This window comes from Sorangium sp. So ce375 (assembly GCF_051473855.1).
Classification (GTDB): Bacteria; Myxococcota_A; Polyangia; order Polyangiales; family Polyangiaceae; genus Sorangium.
Genome location: NZ_CP150335.1, coordinates 4,456,787 through 4,472,817 on the forward strand (window position 1 = coordinate 4,456,787; position 16,031 = coordinate 4,472,817).

The following is a 16,031-nucleotide window of genomic DNA, read 5'->3' on the forward strand; positions in this document are numbered from 1 at the left end:
CTCCGCCATGCACGCCCCGCGGCGCGAGCCCTTCGTTGCCCATGCTCGGTACGAGCCGGGCGAGATCCTCGGGCAGGGGGCCCAGGGCGTCGTGGGGCGCGTGATCGACCGCGAGGCGCGCGGACGCGAGCTCGTCGCGAAGCTGTTCCGTCAGGGCGCCTTCCGCGAGGACACCCTGCTCGGCGAGTTCGCGCTGCTCGCGCGCCTGCGCGTCCCCGGCGTGGTGCGGGCGCACGATCTCGGGCGGGACGAGCGGACGGGAGCCCCCTTCCTCGTCGAGGAATACGTGGCCGGCGACGACGCTGCGGCCTGGGTGCAGGGGGCCCCGGCCGCCGAACGCCCGGCGCTGCTCGCGCGCGTGCTCGGCGGCGTGGCGCGGACCCTCGCCGCCCTGCACGACGCGGGCTTCGTGCACAGCGATCTCAAGCCGGCGCACGTCCGGATGCGGCCCCTCGGCGGGGACGGCGCCGAGGCCGTGCTCCTCGACCTCGGGGCGGCGGTGTCGAGGGCGCGCGCGCCGCGCGATGCCGTCGCGTTCACCTCCGCCTTCGCCGCCCCCGAGCTGCTCGCCGGAAGCGCGCCCTCGCCCGCGTCCGACCTCTACAGCCTGGGGGCGCTCGCGTGGTGCTCGGCCGCGGGCCGCCCGCCCGGGCCCTTTCGCGCGCGGCGCCCGCTGCGCGACGCCGCCCCGTGGGTCCAGCCGAGCGTCGCCGAGGTGATCGAGGGGCTGCTCGCCTTGCACCCGAGAGACCGCCCCGCCGAGGCCCGCGAGGTGCTCCGCCAGCTCGGCGTCGCGGCCGCGGAGGCGGGCATCGCCGTCGGGGCGCCGCCGGCACCCATCGGGCGGGAGCGCGAGCTCGAGGCGCTGCAAGAGGCGCCGTCAGGCCGCGTGCGCTACGTCACCGGGCCGAGCGGCGCCGGCAAGAGCCACCTCGGCCGCGAGCTCGTGACGCGGGCGCTGCTCGGCGGGCGGAGCGCTCGGTACGTCGCGTTCCCGCGCGAGGCCGACCCGCTCCTGCCGCAGCTCATCGCGTTCTTTCGGGGCGTGGAGCGGGCGCCGCCGTTCGTGACGCCGCCCGGCGACGTGCGTCCGCTGCTGCTCTTGCTGGACGACCTGGACCAGGCCCCGGCCGAGCTCCGCGCCGCGCTCGACGCGTACCGGTGCCGGCCGGCGGCGCCCGGCGCCGCGGCGATCGAGGTGGTCGCGACGGCCCGCAGCGCGCCCGAGGGCGCGGCGTGTGTGGCGCTCGGGCCGCTCAGCGACGCGAGCTTCGGCGCGCTGTGCCGCGCGCTCGGCGTGGACGACGAGGCGAGCGTGCGAGAGGCCGCCGTGGCGTCGGAGAAGAACCCGGGGTGGCTCTTCGCCTCGCTCGGCCGCGTGCCGCTCACGAAGGACACGGCGATCGAGCGCGTGCGCGGGCTGTCGGCCGACGCCTGCGCGACGCTCGCGGCCATCGCGATCGCGGGCGGCGCCCTGCCCGAGGCGCTCTGCCGTCCCGGGTTCGGGCGCGGCGGGCGCGGCGACCACGCGGCGGCGCGCGGCGGCGGGGCGGCGGGGCGCGGCGGCCAGGCGGCGGCGCGCGGCGGCGGGCAGCCGGGCGCCTCCGGTGGGCACCCGGTCGCCTCCGGCGAGCGGGCCCTCGGCGAGCTGCTCGCGGGCTCGCTGATCGCGAGGCGGGAGGAGGCGTCCGGCGCGCTCTACACGCTCTCCGCGCCGGCCCTGGCGCGGGATCTCGCCGCGGCGCTCGCCACGCCCGAGGTCGCCGAGGAGGTCGCCGCGGCGCTGCTCGCGGATCCCGGCGCGCCTGCGTCGGCGCTCCTCTCGGCGGCGGCGTCGCCGTGCACGAGAGCCCGCCGCGCGCAGCTCCACGAGCGGGCCGCGGCGCAAGCGCGCGAGGGCGGGCTGCGGTCGGAGGAGATCGAGGCCCTGCTCGCGCTCGGCCAGGACGCGGACCGGAGGACCCCGGGGCTCCTGCGCAGGCTCGAGCGGCTGACGCGCGACGCGGGCGTGGGCGCGGCGCACCCGCAGGTCGTGGCGTGGCTCGACGAGGCGGCGCAGCGGGACGAGCGGGTGCTCGTGCTGGCGCTGCGGCGGCGCGCGGAGAAGCGCGCGCGGGAGGGAGACGCGGCGGCGGCGAAGGAGCAGGCGCTCGCGGCGCTCGCGGCGGCGCGGAGGCTCGGCGGCGGGGCGGCCGAGGCGTTCGCGCTGTCGACGCTGGGGCTCGTGGCGCTGATGCGCGCCGACTGGGGCGAGGCGGAGGCATGGCTCGCGGAGGCGCAAGCGAAGCTGCCGTCGGCGGGCGAGCGCGCCGACGATGTGGAAGAGGTGGCGCGGCTCCACCACAACGCGGGCGTCGTCGCCCTCTACCGCGGCCAGGTAGAGGACGCGGTGCGGACGTTCGAGGCGTCGCTCGCGGTCAAGCGGAGCCTCGGGGACCGAGCCGGGATGCGCTCGTGCCTGATGAACCTCGGGATCGCGCTCGGGAAGGCGTCGCGCTACGAGGAGGCCCTCCGCGCGCTCGACGAGGCGATGCAGCTCGCGCGGTCGCTCGGTCAGGTGGCGGGGCGCGGCTGGTGCCTGTCGGCGCGCGCGGACATCGAGGTGCGCCGCGGCGACGCGCGCGCGGCGGAGCGCTGCATCGCGGAGGCGTGGGCGCTCGCGGCGTCGCTCCCCGCGGCGATCCAGGCCGATCTCGTCATCGCGCGGGCGAACGTGGCGTTGCTCGACGGCGACGGCCCGAGGGCGCTCGCGGCGCTCGCGGCGCTCTCGCCGGGCGTGCGGGCGAGCGACCCGCTGGTGGACGCGCGGGCGCAGGTGGCGGAGGCGCAGGTGTACCTCACCAAGCTGCCGGCGGAGCCCCGGCAGGCGGCGCGGGGGGCGATCCGGGCCGCGCGGCGGGCCCGCGCGGCGATGCTCGCGGAGGTGGAAGCCCAGGCGCTCGACGTGCTGCGCTCGGCGCGGCAGGGGGCACCGGCCGCGGCAGGCGGCGCGTATGCTGGCCGAGGCATGACGGTGGCGGCGAGCAGGGACGACGACGCGCTCTGGGCGTGGCTCGCGTCGGTGGCGGCGGGGGGCGACGGCGCGAAGGCGACCGCGGACGGCGCTGCGGAAGCCGCGATCGGTCTCGCGCGCGCCCTCGTGCGGCAGTCGGGGGCGGAGCGCGCGTTGCTTGCCGTCGTCGACGAGCAGGGGCGGGTCGTCGCGGCCTGGGGCGCCGACATCGACGGGCTGGAGATCGCCGAGGCGGCCCGGCGCATCACGCCGGACCTGGCGCAGCTGGCCCTGAGCCAGGCCGCGGCCGTCCACTACCAGCGCGACGTGGAGACGCCGGGCGGCCGCGGCTCGCGGCTCCTGCTGCGCGGCGGCGCGGACCACGCCGCCATGGGCGCGCGCGCCCATGCCGCGAGCGCGGCCGCGCCAGGTCCGGCGCTCCCCGGCCCAGCGCGCGCGCTCGTCGTGATCGAGCACCGGTTCCGACCGGCCTGCTTCGACGCCGTCACGGAGACGCACGCCGCTCGCTGGGCGTCGCTCGCAGGGCTCTTCCTGCGGCTCTTCGCCCGCCCCGGAGCGCTGGACGAGCCTCGCCGCGAGGGCCCGGCGCCCGCCGGCCTCGCCTCGCCCGCCGAGCCCGCGCCCGATCTCCAGCGCTTCGAGACGACCGTCGTGCCCGTGGCCCCGCTGCGAAGGACCTTCCCCGGCATCCTGGGCCAGAGCCCCGCGCTGCGCCGTGCGCTCGCGCGCCTCGACGCGGCCATCGACAGCGACCTGCCGGTGCTCTTCACGGGCGAGACCGGCGCGGGCAAGGAGCTCTTCGCCCGCGCGCTGCACGAGCTCGGCCCGCGTGGTTCGCGCGAGCTCGTCGCGATCAACTGCGGCGCCGTACCCGACACGCTCTTCGAGTCGGAGCTCTTCGGCCACGCGCGGTCCTCGTTCACGGGGGCGGAGCGCGCGCGTCCCGGCCTGCTCGCCCGGGCCGAGGGCGGCACGCTCTTCCTCGACGAGCTCGGGGAGCTGCCGCTCGCGCGGCAGGCGGTGCTGCTGCGCGCGCTGGAGTCACGGCGCTACCGGCCGGTGGGCAGCGACGACGAGCGGCCGTTCGACGCGCGGATCGTCGCGGCCACGAACCGGGATCTGGCGCAGGCGGTCGCCGAGCGAGCGTTCCGGCAGGACCTGCTCTTCCGTGTGAACGCGATCGAGATCCACGTGCCGCCGCTCCGCGACCGGGAGGGCGACGTGCCGCTGCTGCTGCGCGGGTACCTGGAGCGGGCGGGCGCCTCCGTCGAGATCGCGCCGGGCGCGCTGGCGGCGCTCGACGCCTACGCGTGGCCCGGCAACGTGCGGGAGCTCGCGAATCTGGTCCAGCGCCTGGCCGCGCTCGGGGTGCCCCGCGTCGAGATGGAGCACCTCCCGCGGGCGATCCGCGCGAGCGCGCGCCGGCCGCCCGCCGCGGCGGAGCGCCCCGCGGCCCCGGCGCGACCGCCGGCCGGTACCGCCCCGCCGCCGCCCGCGGGGCGGGGCGGCGCGGGCGAGACACGCCGCGTGCTGGCCGAGGAAGACGAGCGCGAGCCGATCCGGCGAGCGCTCGCGGAGACCGGCGGGAACATCAGCCGCGCGGCCGAGCGCCTCGGCATCACGCGCCACGGTCTGAAGAAGCGCATGGCGCGCCTCGGCATGCGCGACCCCTCCGGGGCGCAGAAGCAGAAGCAGACGAGGAAAGCGGAGTGATCACCTCGTGAAGGCGCTGCCGGCGGAGAGGCAGGCAAACGCAGCAGTGGAGGACTCTTTATGAAGGGCATCAGTTCCGGAGCACCGAGCAGGTCGAGGCCTGCGGGGGATCATCAGCAACGCCGCGCGGCGGGAAGAACGCTCTTTCCGAACTCCCCGCGTCCCCGCCTTCAAGGACCGAGCCATCGCCGTGGTTCGATCGCGCGGTTCGCTCTCGCGCTGCTCGTCGCGGGCTGCTCGCCTGCGGTCGCCGACGGTTCGCCGACCCACCTGCCGGACGGCGAAGGCGGCGCCTCCACCACGCCGTCCTCGCCCGCTGCGTGCGACGCCTCCGCGGCCGATGGCGTCGTGGTCTCCGCCTCGAAGGTCGACGAAGGCGCCCCGCGGGTGCCCGGGGCTCCCCCCTACGCGATCGACGGCTGCTCGCTCGTCTACGTCGCGGCGCCCCAGGATGGCGAGGCGAGCGGCGATCTGAAGCTGCGTGATCTCGCGACGGGCGAAGAGCTCCTCCTCGCGCCCGCCGCCGAGCAGCCCCGCCGGCCTGCGCTCGCCGGCGACGTCGTGGTCTGGGAGGCGACGGAGAACGGAAGGCGCGTGGTACGCGCGCGCCGGGGCGGCGAGATCCTGACGATCCCCGGCGCGTTCGATCACGCGGGCGAGCCGCGCGTGGAGGGGGACGCGGTGGTGCTGACGGGCTGGCTGACCGCGGACGAGGCGGGCGACACCGACGTCTTCCTGTACGAGGGCGGTCAGGCGGAGGCGATCCGCGTCGCGTCCGGCCCGGGGCAACAGCGTTTTCCGGACATCTCGGCGACGCACGTCGCGTTCGCTGATTTCTCCGAGGATCCCGACGGCCGCTTCGACGAGGACGCGCGCGATCTCGCGGACGTCGTTGTTTATGATCGACGCACGGGGCGCGCGACGCCGCGCCCCCGAGAGGGCAAACAGGCGTTCCCGATGCTCGGCGCCGGAGAGCGGATAGCCTATCTCGAATGGGGGCTGAACCATCCGGAGCCGAAGTTCGAGCAGTTCGATCTGCTGATCGGGGACATCACCGCTCCCGGGAGCGGCGACGCCGTGGCGGCGATCGTCGAGATGGCGAGCGCGCCGTACGTGCTGCCCGCGGTCCGCGGCGAGCTCGTCGAGTGGGTGGAGCGGCCCGATGGGGGCGAGGCGTCCTTGCGGCGCAGGCCGGCCGATCTCTCGGCGCCCGCGGCCGAGGTCCCCGGGCTCTCGGGGCTCGAGCTGTTCGGGCCGTCGGCCTCGGCGACGATCACGGTGCTCGCGGCGCGCTCGCCGGGCGGCGAGCTGGCGCTCCGCGGCCTCGCGCGGTGAGAGCGGCGGGCACCCGCTTCGGATACGGGCCCACCTCGACGTTTTCGGTGCTCAGCGCACCGGAGTGCGCTTGCGCGCCGAAAACGCCGATCTGGGCCCGTCTCCTGTGCGGGTGCCCGCCGCTCTGCTCTGCGCGTCGCAGAGGTGGGCGGAAACCGCTGTAGATCCGGGAACGCTACCTCCCGGCGGCGACAGGCCTTGCGAGGGGAGTCGGTGTTGGGCGCCCGCGATCATCGGCGTGATCCGAGCGCCCCCACGCCTGCCGAGCTACTTCTTCCCTGCGGCAGCAGCAGGCGCTGCAGCCTTCGCCTGCGCCGGTGCCTGCGCCTGCGGCGTGATGATGCGGAATTTCCCGCTCAGGTGCAGCAGCGACATCGTGTACAGCATGCCGTCGTAGTACCGCCACTTGCCGGTGGGCGCCTCGCGCTGATACAGCTCCTCGACGAAGCGCCAGGCCCGCGGATGGGTAGCGGCCAGCGCCGCGACGGCGTTCGTCGACACGAGCCCGAGCGAGTCGTAATCGACGGTGGGCTTGCCCTCGAGGGTGAAGTTGCCCTTGTACTTGGGGCCCTGCGCCTCGAAGAACGCGAGGATGCGATCGCTCAGCTCGGTCTGCCGCGGATCCTTCGCCCACCACGCCGCGTCCACCGACCAGTTCATCGCGGTGCGGAACGCGTCCTGACGGAAGTTGGCGGTCCCCGCGTCCCACGAGGCAGCCTTGGGGGTGCCATCGAAGTTGGCGTAATCCGGGGCGAGCCCGGTCTTCGGATTCGTCGTCTTGACGAAGTAATCGCGGCTCGCCTTGGCCGCCTCCGCCCAGAACGCGCGATCCGCCTCGGGGCCCCAGGCCGCCCACAGGTCGTAGAACGCGGGCAGGTGATACGACGGATCGGTGTGATCGCCGTTCTTCGCGAAGTTGTCCGCGTCGGGCGTGAACCGCACCATCTTGTGCTCGGCGTTGAAGAGCGGGTGCACCGTCGTCTTGCGCTTGTCCTTGTTGACAGGCCCGGTGATCGGCTTCCGGTTCTTCATCGCGTCGAGGAGGCTGAAGGCTTCCTTCTTGTAATCGTAGATCCCCTTGCCGTTCCCCCAGCGGTTGGACGCGAACAGCAGCGCCGTGGCGAAATACTCCTCCGCGTCGGGGGCGGGGTTCTCATCCATGGCCGTCCCGTCCGGGCGCATCTGCCACGAGAAATAGCCGAAGCCGGGGTGCTTCGGATCCGCGTGGTACATGTGGGACTTGGCCCAGTTCCACAGGGCGTCGAAGTCGTCTTTGCGATCGACCTGCACGGCGATCATCATGCCGTACGACATCCCCTCGGAGCGGACGTCGTTGTTGCCGATGTCCATGATGTACGCCTTGGGGCCGTTCGCGTTCTTTCCCGCCGGGAACAGGACGGCCTGCTCCTTGGGATCGCCGTGGAACAGCTGTTCGTAGGCCTTCGCGATCTTGGCGTCGATCTCGGCGGGCTTGTGTCCCAGCTCGGCGAACAGGTTGCGGTACTCGCCCGTGGCGAACGCTCCCTGGGCAGCGGGCTTGAGCGGCGGACCGAGGGGCGCAGGCTCCGCCGGCGCGGGCGTCTGGGCCGTGCCGGCCGGGGTCGCGGTGCTGGCCGGAGCGGCGCTGCCGGCCGGAGCGGCCGTGCCCGCCTGGTTGGGAGAGGCGACCTGGTTGCCTTGGTTGCTGGGCGCGCAGGCGATCACCGTGACGGCAAACCATGCCGATGCGACTGGAGACGTTAGCATTCGCAAGTTCATCGCTGTCCTCGTGTTCGAGCTCGCATCCTCTGAGGACGCGCTCGGCGTGAACATCGCTGGCGACGTCCACGTGATGACGCTGCTGGGCGAGAAGGAAATCCAACCGCTCGGAGGCGTCAAGTCCCAACTGCCGGGTCTGCCTCGGGGTGAGAGGACACCGTGACAACCGCGATCCGGCTCTTCTGGAAAAGTCGCGTGATCCCAGCATCTTTTCATGTGTCGAAGGGGATCGCCTCCACGCCACAGCGCTGCTCGCCCACGGGTCGACATGATCGACGTTCACACGCCCCGAAGCGGCGCCGCTGGGCCGGGCGCGGCTACGCCCCGAGCCCCGCGAGCGATCGGAAGACGCGGCGGAGCCGGTCGCGCAGCCACCGGTGCGCGGGGTCGGCGTCGAAGCGGGGGTGCCACGCCTGCGCGATGGTGATGGCCGGCGTGGGCACCGGCAGCGGGAACGTGACGAGATCGAAGCGCGGGGCGGCGTGCGCGAGCCACCTCGAGGGGAACGCGCCGACGAGGTCGGAGCTGGCGAGGAGGCACAGCGCCGCGTAATGGCCTGACGCCACGGCCGCGGTGGTCCGGGCGAGCCCTCTCTTCTTGAGGGCGTCGTCGATAGGGCCCCAGGTCTTGCCCAGCCTGGAGACGCCGAGGTGGTCGTGCTCGACGAACCGCTGCACCGTCACCTTGCCGGACGCGAGCGGGCTGCCGCGGCGCACCACGCCCACGAAGCGGTCCTTGACGAGCGCCTGCACCCGGATCTCCGGGCCCATGTCGCCGATGATGCCGACGTCGAGGTCGATCCGGCCCTCGCGGAGCGCGGCGGCGTCCTCGTCGCCCTCGGGGAGGAAGCGGACGGTGACGCGCGGGGCCTCGGCCCTCAGCGCCTCGAGGAGCGGGGCGCCGACGAGCCCGATGATGCCGTCGCTGGTCCGGACGGCGAAGCTGCGGTTGAGCGCGGCGACGTCGAGCGCGCCCCGCTCGCGGAGGACCGCGCTGGCCGAGGCGACAACCGCGCGCACGCGCGGGCGCAGCTCCGCGGCGCGCGGCGTGGGCACGAGCCGCCGGCCGGCGCGCACGAGGATCGGGTCGCCCACGGCCTCGCGGACGCGCGCGAGCGTGCGGCTCATGGCCGACGGGCTGAGGTGCATCCGCTTCGCGGCCAGGAGGACGCTCTCCTCCTCGAGGAGCGCGTCGAGCGCGACGAGCAGGTTCAGATCCATGGAGTGCATGGGACGCAATCATAACGTACCGTACATGCACTGGAAGTCATGGCTGCTCGGGCGCAGGTTGGGTGTCGACAAGGGCAGCCGCGAGGGCGGGGGAGCCGTCGCCGTGGGCCTGCCCTGAGGAGACATGCCATCATGAGCACAACGCTCGATTCGCCGCGCGTTCAAAGGACCCTCGACCGCCTCTTCCAGGACGCCGACAGCGGCGATCCGCGCATCATCGCCCGCGTCCGCGGCGACTGGGAGCAGCGCGGGCAGCACCCCGACGCCGAGCGGCTCGCCGAGCTCCTCGCCGAGGCGTATCTGCCGGTTTCCCGCGAGGTCGGGCGGCTGCTGCACATGCTCGCCTTCGCTGCGAGGGCGCGCACGGTGGTGGAGTTCGGGACGTCGTTCGGGATCTCGACGGTGTTTCTCGCCGCGGCCGTCCGCGATGCCGGCGGCGGCGGGCGGGTGATCGGCAGCGAGATGCACCCGGAGAAGGTACGGCGGGCGCGGGAGAACCTCGAGGAGAGCGGGCTCGGTGAGCTCGTGGAGATCCGCGAGGGAGACGCGCTCGTGACGCTGCGGGAGGTGGAGGGGCCGATCGATTTCGTCCTGCTGGACGGATGGAAGAACCTTTATTTGCCGGTGCTCCGGGTGCTCGAGCCCCGGTTGCGGAGGGGCGCGCTCATCGTCGCTGACGATCTCGACATCGCGCCGGATGACCTGCGCTCGTACCTGGAGTACGTGCGCGGCGCGGGCAGCGGCTACGGGTCGGTGGAGATCCCGCTGGGGGACAGGCTGGAGGTCTCCTGCTGGCACGGCCGCGACGGGCGCGAGGGCGAGGCGTGAGATAGGGCGCCTCGTCCTCGCGCGCTCGCGCGAGGACGAGCGGCGCGTGCGTGTCAATGCATTGTTAATGCATTGTCAATGCTTCTTTTTGCAGCCCCCGTACCGTTCCACGCTCGCGAGGGTTGGCGGATTGGAGAAGTACGTCGCGTCATACCCGCCCGTGATGAGGACCGAGTCGTCTTGAAGGGTCGTCGCGGTGTGGAAGCCTCTCTGGATCGGCTCGTCGATCGTGGTCCAGGCGCCGTTCGCCTCCTTGTAGATCTCGGCGCCGTCGCTGCCGACGGCCATCACGCGGCCGTGGGACATGGGCGCGACGGCGGACGCCCAGGTGTGGAGGAAGCTCGGCGGAGCGGTCAACGTCCACGTGTCGTTCGCGGGGTCGTAGATCTCGGCGGTCTCGCCCGCATCGACGAGGACCTCGATCTCCTCCTCGGTGCCGCCGTAGATCCTGCCGCCGCCGCCGATCACCAGCACGCGCCCGCTCGGCAGCAGCGTGGCCGTGTGCTGCATGCGGGGCAGGTTCGTCGGCGCCGCCGTCGTCCAGGCGCCCGTCGCCGGATCGTAGATCTCCACGCTGGTGCGGCCTTCGGGCATCTCGTTGCCGTTCAACGTGTACCCGCCGACGACGAGCACGCGCCCGTCCTGGAGCAGCGTCGCCGTGTGCAGGTAGCGGGTCACCGACATCGACCCTGCGCTGGACCACGTGTTCGTGGCAGGATCGTAGAGCACGGCCTCCTTGAGGGTCCTGTCGTCGTCGCTGCCGCCCGTGCGCAATACCCGCCCGTCCGGCAGGACGGTGAGCGCGTTATAGGCGAACTCCCAGCCACGCGCCGCCTCGGCGGGCGTGAGCGGGACGCTCGCTGTCGTGCCCGTGATCGGATCGTAGACCAGCCCGCCCGGGCTAAAGAGCACCCTGCCGTCCTGTAGGAGCGCCGCGCCCACAGGGGACATGGGGTAGGGCAGCGTATCACCGGTCGTCCACGTGTCAGCAGCGGGGTTGTAGAAATCGACCGTCGTGGGGTAGGGGTAATCGCCGCTGCCGCCGGCGACCATCACCTGGCCGTCCGGCATGAGCAGGGCGATGTGCCGCTCTCGCGCCACGGGCAGCGGCGCCACGGACGACCACTCCGCGTGCACGCCGACGTGGCGGCGGCACTTCTTCTTCGCGTGGTGGTTGGCCAGCGGCGCCGAGCTCACCTCGATCGCCGCCTCCTCGAGCGCGTCCGCGGCGAGGGGTGCGGGCTCCGACCCGGCACCGCAGCCGGTGACCGCGAGCGCGGTGAGGGAAAGGAAGGGGACCAGACCACGATGACAATGACCGATGGCAGACATGGTAGGACCTCGTCAGAGATAGGGGAGGGGCGGCCGTCCCCTGCCGGGGACGCGCCATGGAGCGCAACAGAAGAGCCTATCAGAGGGTCGTGTACGCTGGAACGGGGCGACTCCCGCGGCGCGCTTGACCGGGCGGGCGCTTTGACGTTTCGTACGCTGCGCGTGGATTCTGTACGCCGCGCGCGCTGCCACAGGAGGTCACATGATCCGACGGATCTGGCACGGCTGGACAACCCCCGAGAACGCACCTACGTACGAGGCCCTGTTGAAGACAGAGATCTTCCCGGGAATCCTGGCGAAGCAGGTGCGAGGCTTCCGCCGCATCGAGCTGCTCCGGCGTCCGCTCGGGGACGAGGTCGAGTTCGTCACGATCATGTCGTTCGACTCGATCGAGGCCGTGAAGGCGTTCGCGGGCGAGGATGTTGAGGCCGCGTACGTGCCAGCGAAGGCGCGTCAGATCCTCGCGCGTTTCGATGCCCGAGCGCAGCATTACGAGCTCCGCGAGGCGCGAGAGGGCGAGGACGGGCGAGCCGGCGCAAACGGCGTCGAGGAGACATGACGGACGAGTCAGCGGCGCGCGCGGCCGAGAAGGCGGCGTTCTTCCGACCGGAGAACGAGCGGGAGGGCTCGCGCCGCGAGATCTCGGACCCGATGTCGAGATGGTTGAGATCGAGGCGCCCGGCGCGTGATCCCCGCCTCTCCCTGCGTGCTCGCGCCTACGGCGGGGCGCCTCGCTTCACTTCGGGAAGTCCGTCGACTCCGCGACGGCGCGCCACGCGGCGAGCTCCTGCGCCACGAACGCGTTCTTCGCCTCGATCGCGGCGACTGTGTCGCTGCCGAGCGGGAGGCGGAGCGGGGGATTCTTCGCGCGGGCGAGCTCGACGACCACGCGCGCGAGCCGCGCTGGGTCGCCAGGCTGCTGGAGGCTGACCTCCTTCGCGCGGCTCCGGACCTTGCCCGCGGTCTCCGCATAATCGGCGATGACCTTGCCCGCATCGACGACGGACTTCGCCTCCAGGAACTCCGTCCGGAAGTAGCCCGGCTCGACGACCGTCACCCCGATGCCGAGCGGCGCGAGCTCGGCGTGGAGCGCCTCCGAGATCCCCTCGACGGCGAACTTCGTCGAGCAGTAAACGCCGAACCCGGCGCCCGCCCGGTAGCCGCCGAGCGATGAGATGTTCAAGATCAGGCCGGCGCGCTGCTTCCGGAGCTGCGGGAGCACGGCGCGCGTCACCGCGAGGAGGCCGAACACGTTCGTCTCGTAGACGCGCCGCACCTCGTCGCCCTGGGTCTCCTCGATCGCGCCGACGACGCCGAAGCCGGCGTTGTTCACGAGCACATCGATCCGGCCGAACCGAGCGACGGCCGCCTCGACCGCGGCGGCGATGGACGCCTCGTCCGTCACGTCGAGCGCGACGGGGAGGAGCGCGTCGGGCCGCCCGAAGTGGTCCGTGAGGCTCCTCGGATCGCGCGCGGTGGCGACCACCCGATCGCCGGCGGCGAGCGCCGCCTTCGCGATCTCCGCGCCGATGCCGCGCGACGCTCCCGTGATGAACCACACCCGCTCGTTCTTGCTCGTTTCCATGGGGATCTCCTCTTCGTGGCCCGGGGCGCTGCGCCCCTCGCACGACCGAAGATGCAACACCCAGAGCATGAATGAAATACGCTGAGTTGTTGATACTTTATGAACTATAGGTTCATAATCGAGCATGACCGATGCGCTCGACGGGCTCACGACGTTCCTCGCCGTGGGCCGCCACAAGAGCTTCACCGCCGCCGCGGCCGCGCTCGGGGTCACCCCTACCGCCGTGAGCCAGAAGATCAAGCTCCTGGAGCGACGGTGCGGCGTGGTGCTGTTTCAGCGGACCACGAGGCGCGTGGCGCTCACGGAGCCGGGCGAGCGCCTCTTTCAGCGCTTGCAGCCCGCGCTCGCCGACGTCGAGGACGCGCTCGCCGCGCTCGGCGACTACCGCGGGCGTCCCTCCGGGAACCTCCGGATCACCGCGCCGCGCATGAGCGGCGCGTGGCTCCTCGCTCCGCTCGTGGCAGAGATGCAGAAGGCGTATCCGGAGCTGTCGATCGAGGTCTCGCTCAACGATGCCTTCGTCGACCTCGTGGCAGCCGGCTTCGACGCGGGCATCCGGCTCGGCGACGCGATCGAGAAGGACATGGTGCGGGTTCCGATCACGAGCCACGCGTCGTGGTCGATCGTCGGCTCGCCGGCCTACCTCGCGAAGGCGGGGCGACCGCGCGCGCCGGAGGACCTCATCCGCCATCGCGCGATCCGCCAGCGCCTCATCGCGAGCGGCGTCGTCTATCGCTGGGAGCTCGAGCGCCGGGGCAAGACGATCACCGTCGATGTTCCCGGAGGCATCGTCGCCGACGATATCGGGCTCATGGTCGAGCTCGCGTGTGCGGGGGCGGGCCTCGCCTACGTGCCCGACCAGGCCGTCGAGCGCGACCTCTCGGAGGGACGGCTGGAGCGCGTGCTCGAGGCGTTCATCACGAAGGGCCCCGGCTTCTGCCTGTACTTTCCCGCGCGCACGCAGGAGCAGCCGAAGCTTCGCGCGCTGATCGAGGCGGTCACGAGCTTCCGCGGGCGGGAGGCCGAGCCGCTCAGTCGCACTCCCCGACGCTCCACATCCCGGGCGCCTCGACGTGGAGCGTGACGATCTCGTCGTCGTCGAGCCCGAGCGCCTCCTGCGCGCCCGTGGTGCGGTATCCAAGGAAGATCTGGCTGCCCCCGAGGTCCACGATCTGCTTGTGGGCGCGGCCGTGGATCTCGTGCTCCGCCACGGACGCGGTGATGGCGTTGCAGTCGAAGGGGACGTAGCTCACGTGCGCGAGCATGATCGGCCCGGATACGTTGAAGCCCGTGACCGAGAGCCCGGTGAACTGCCCGTCCGCGTCGTCGCTGCTCGGGTCGGTGAACGGCGTGAAGGTCCGGCCCCCCTCCTCGTTGTAGAGGTTCGCGAGGGAGCTCGGCGAGCTCGGGTTGCTCGCCATGAACGTGATCTTCCCGGCGCCCGCCTTCTTGGCCTCGTCGACGCGGTAGATCGCCACGCCGCCGGAGACGTCATCGAAGTCGAACCAGCGCTGCAGGCCTCGGTCGTAACCCTCGTTCTGGCGGTTGTCGATCAGGAAGTACTGGTCCGGATCCGACGTCTCGATCTTGTAAATCGTCGGCGCGACGCCCTGCCCGAGGAACTCCGCGCCGGCCGTCCGGACGAGGGGAATGTCCTGCGGCGGGGACCCGGGCTCGATCACCGTCGGCGCCAGGAACCCGGCCTGGACCCGGCTCCAGGCGCCCATCGCCACGGGCACCGAGCCCGCTGGCGAGCCGCTCGTGCTCCCCCAGCTCCCGGTCGCCATCACGCACCATGACCCGAGCGGGGTCGGGCCCTTGTAGAGATCCGGCAGGCCGATCGCCGAGTGCCCGAGCTCGTGGACGATGACACCCACGGTGGCCGGCATCGTGGTGGGCACGCCGCCGACGGAGTGGACCTGCCGTTCGCCGAGCGCCGCGTAGCCGGTAAGGACCTTCCCGTCGAGGGTGATCGGGTCCTCGAAGCCCTTCGCGTGGGCCCAGATGGATGGCGTCTTGCTCGTGTTCGCTGTCTCGTAGCCGGCCACGATGAAGACCACATTGAGCTCGTCGCCGCGGACCTTGCCGTCTGCATTTGTGTCGTACGAGGCGAAGTTGACGTAGGGATTCGCCAGCACCAGCGCCTCCTTCAGGTACAGCTGGAGGAGGGAGAAATCCTTCTTGCTGTTGGGGTGCGCGAACGGGAGCTTGATCCGGACGATGCCGTCGTTGGCGGTGCCCTGGGTCTCCTTCGCGCGGGTGAAGGAGAATTTCCCGCGCGACATGTCGTTGTAATAATGGTTCACCGAGCCCGGGAGGCTCCCGTACATCGTCTGGTTCCAGTACGCGATGTCGGTCGCGAAGCTGCCGGTGAACGCGCCCGGCGTGGCGATCCCGCCCCCCTGGGTGAACTCGAGCAGGATTGTCAGCAGGGGGCGCCGGATCCCGGTGATCGCGGTCGGACGCGCCGCGAACGAGAGCGCGCCCCGGGAATGTGCGATCTCCGCCTCCCAGAGGGTATCGAGCGCCTCGTCGTCGATGCGCTGGAGCAACGCCGGATCCACCGGGCCGCCCTGCCCGCGGAGATCGCGGACCAGCACCCCGGAGGGGACGAGCGTGAGGGCGCCGCGCGCGTCCTGTCCGAGCTCGGCGACCTCGTAGTCGCCCGAGAGGTCGTTGCGCACGACGGCGGTGCCGTCCGCCATCCGGAGGTAGTCGAAGTGCTCGTCGCCGATCACCTCGGCGCGGAAGGTCGCGCCGCTCGGGTCGAGCCGGATCTCGCGCAGCCCGGGCTCGGCGCTCACCGCGGCCGCAGGGCGGCTCACCGAGACGGCGCTCGCCAGCGCGGCGAGCGCGACGAGCCCGAGCCCGAGCCGCGCCGCGCGCCGCGCGCCGAAGATCCCCTGGTGCTCCACGTTGCCCGCGCCGCTGTTTCGAGACGTCATGTCCGTATCCTCCTCAATCCGCGTTTCGCCGCGTTCGAGGGGGCCCATCGCAACCCATGTGCCGGTCTCGGGCTGCAGCGCGGATCGCTGCGTTTCCAGGCTGATCCGCGCGTCTTCCGCGCGTCTCCGGCGAGCGCTCCGCCGCGCGCCGACACGCCGCCGACACGCCGCCGGGACAGCTGTCGCGCGCGCGTGACGGAGGCTGTCGCGGCGGCGTGACAGCGATCCTGCAGGCGCGCGCGCCGACGCCGACGGTGCGCTGCGGGCGCCGCTCGGGCCCCGCGGGCGCGCCG

The 16,031-nt window shown here is 72.7% G+C and carries 11 protein-coding genes; 6 read left to right on the forward strand and 5 right to left on the reverse strand.

Annotated features, from left to right (window positions below):
* Nucleotides 1–7: 7 nt before the first annotated feature.
* Both WME90_RS16585 and WME90_RS16590 read left to right on the forward strand, forming a co-directional pair.
* Nucleotides 8–4,726 carry a sigma 54-interacting transcriptional regulator gene (locus WME90_RS16585; protein WP_437282100.1) on the forward strand — a complete coding sequence of 1,573 codons (4,719 nt, stop codon included), beginning with the start codon at nucleotides 8–10 and terminating at the stop codon, nucleotides 4,724–4,726.
* A 348-nt stretch (nucleotides 4,727–5,074) separates the two neighbouring features.
* On the forward strand, nucleotides 5,075–6,061 hold the full coding sequence (locus WME90_RS16590) for a hypothetical protein (protein ID WP_437282101.1): 987 nt from the start codon (nucleotides 5,075–5,077) through the stop codon (nucleotides 6,059–6,061).
* A 267-nt stretch (nucleotides 6,062–6,328) separates the two neighbouring features.
* On the opposite strand, the gene WME90_RS16595 is transcribed toward WME90_RS16590, so the two are convergent.
* The gene (locus tag WME90_RS16595; RefSeq protein ID WP_437282102.1) at nucleotides 6,329–7,765 is read right to left on the reverse strand and encodes a glycosyl hydrolase family 8; all 1,437 of its coding nucleotides are present in this window, start codon (nucleotides 7,763–7,765) and stop codon (nucleotides 6,329–6,331) included.
* Between WME90_RS16595 and WME90_RS16600 the strand changes: the two genes are divergently transcribed.
* Nucleotides 7,734–7,982: a hypothetical protein gene (locus tag WME90_RS16600; protein ID WP_437282103.1), complete on the forward strand. Its 249-nt coding sequence runs from the start codon at nucleotides 7,734–7,736 to the stop codon at nucleotides 7,980–7,982. The two genes, WME90_RS16595 and WME90_RS16600, sit on opposite strands and share 32 nt — an antisense overlap.
* A 154-nt stretch (nucleotides 7,983–8,136) precedes the next feature.
* Here WME90_RS16600 and WME90_RS16605 read toward each other — a convergent pair whose 3' ends face one another.
* The gene (locus WME90_RS16605) at nucleotides 8,137–9,048 is read right to left on the reverse strand and encodes a LysR family transcriptional regulator (protein WP_437282104.1); all 912 of its coding nucleotides are present in this window, start codon (nucleotides 9,046–9,048) and stop codon (nucleotides 8,137–8,139) included.
* A gap of 132 nt (nucleotides 9,049–9,180) precedes the next feature.
* Here WME90_RS16605 and WME90_RS16610 point away from each other — a divergent pair, with 132 nt between their 5' ends.
* Complete coding sequence (locus tag WME90_RS16610; RefSeq protein ID WP_437282105.1) at nucleotides 9,181–9,876, forward strand: O-methyltransferase; 696 nt, start codon at nucleotides 9,181–9,183, stop codon at nucleotides 9,874–9,876.
* 75 nt (nucleotides 9,877–9,951) lie between these two features.
* On the opposite strand, the gene WME90_RS16615 is transcribed toward WME90_RS16610, so the two are convergent.
* The gene (locus WME90_RS16615; protein WP_437282106.1) at nucleotides 9,952–11,208 is read right to left on the reverse strand and encodes a Kelch repeat-containing protein; all 1,257 of its coding nucleotides are present in this window, start codon (nucleotides 11,206–11,208) and stop codon (nucleotides 9,952–9,954) included.
* A 202-nt stretch (nucleotides 11,209–11,410) separates the two neighbouring features.
* On the opposite strand from WME90_RS16615, the gene WME90_RS16620 reads away from it, so the two are divergent.
* Nucleotides 11,411–11,767 carry an antibiotic biosynthesis monooxygenase family protein gene (locus WME90_RS16620; protein ID WP_437282107.1) on the forward strand — a complete coding sequence of 119 codons (357 nt, stop codon included), beginning with the start codon at nucleotides 11,411–11,413 and terminating at the stop codon, nucleotides 11,765–11,767.
* 177 nt (nucleotides 11,768–11,944) lie between these two features.
* On the opposite strand, the gene WME90_RS16625 is transcribed toward WME90_RS16620, so the two are convergent.
* Nucleotides 11,945–12,793 carry an oxidoreductase gene (locus tag WME90_RS16625; protein WP_437282108.1) on the reverse strand — a complete coding sequence of 283 codons (849 nt, stop codon included), beginning with the start codon at nucleotides 12,791–12,793 and terminating at the stop codon, nucleotides 11,945–11,947.
* A 124-nt stretch (nucleotides 12,794–12,917) separates the two neighbouring features.
* Here WME90_RS16625 and WME90_RS16630 point away from each other — a divergent pair, with 124 nt between their 5' ends.
* Nucleotides 12,918–13,877 (forward strand): LysR substrate-binding domain-containing protein, encoded by a 960-nt coding sequence (locus tag WME90_RS16630; protein ID WP_437282109.1) that lies wholly within the window; start codon nucleotides 12,918–12,920, stop codon nucleotides 13,875–13,877.
* Here the strand turns inward: WME90_RS16630 and WME90_RS16635 are convergent.
* Entirely contained in the window at nucleotides 13,825–15,738 is a 1,914-nt protein-coding gene (locus WME90_RS16635) for a M6 family metalloprotease domain-containing protein (protein ID WP_437282110.1), read from the reverse strand. The genes WME90_RS16630 and WME90_RS16635 overlap by 53 nt on opposite strands.
* Nucleotides 15,739–16,031 lie beyond the last annotated feature (293 nt).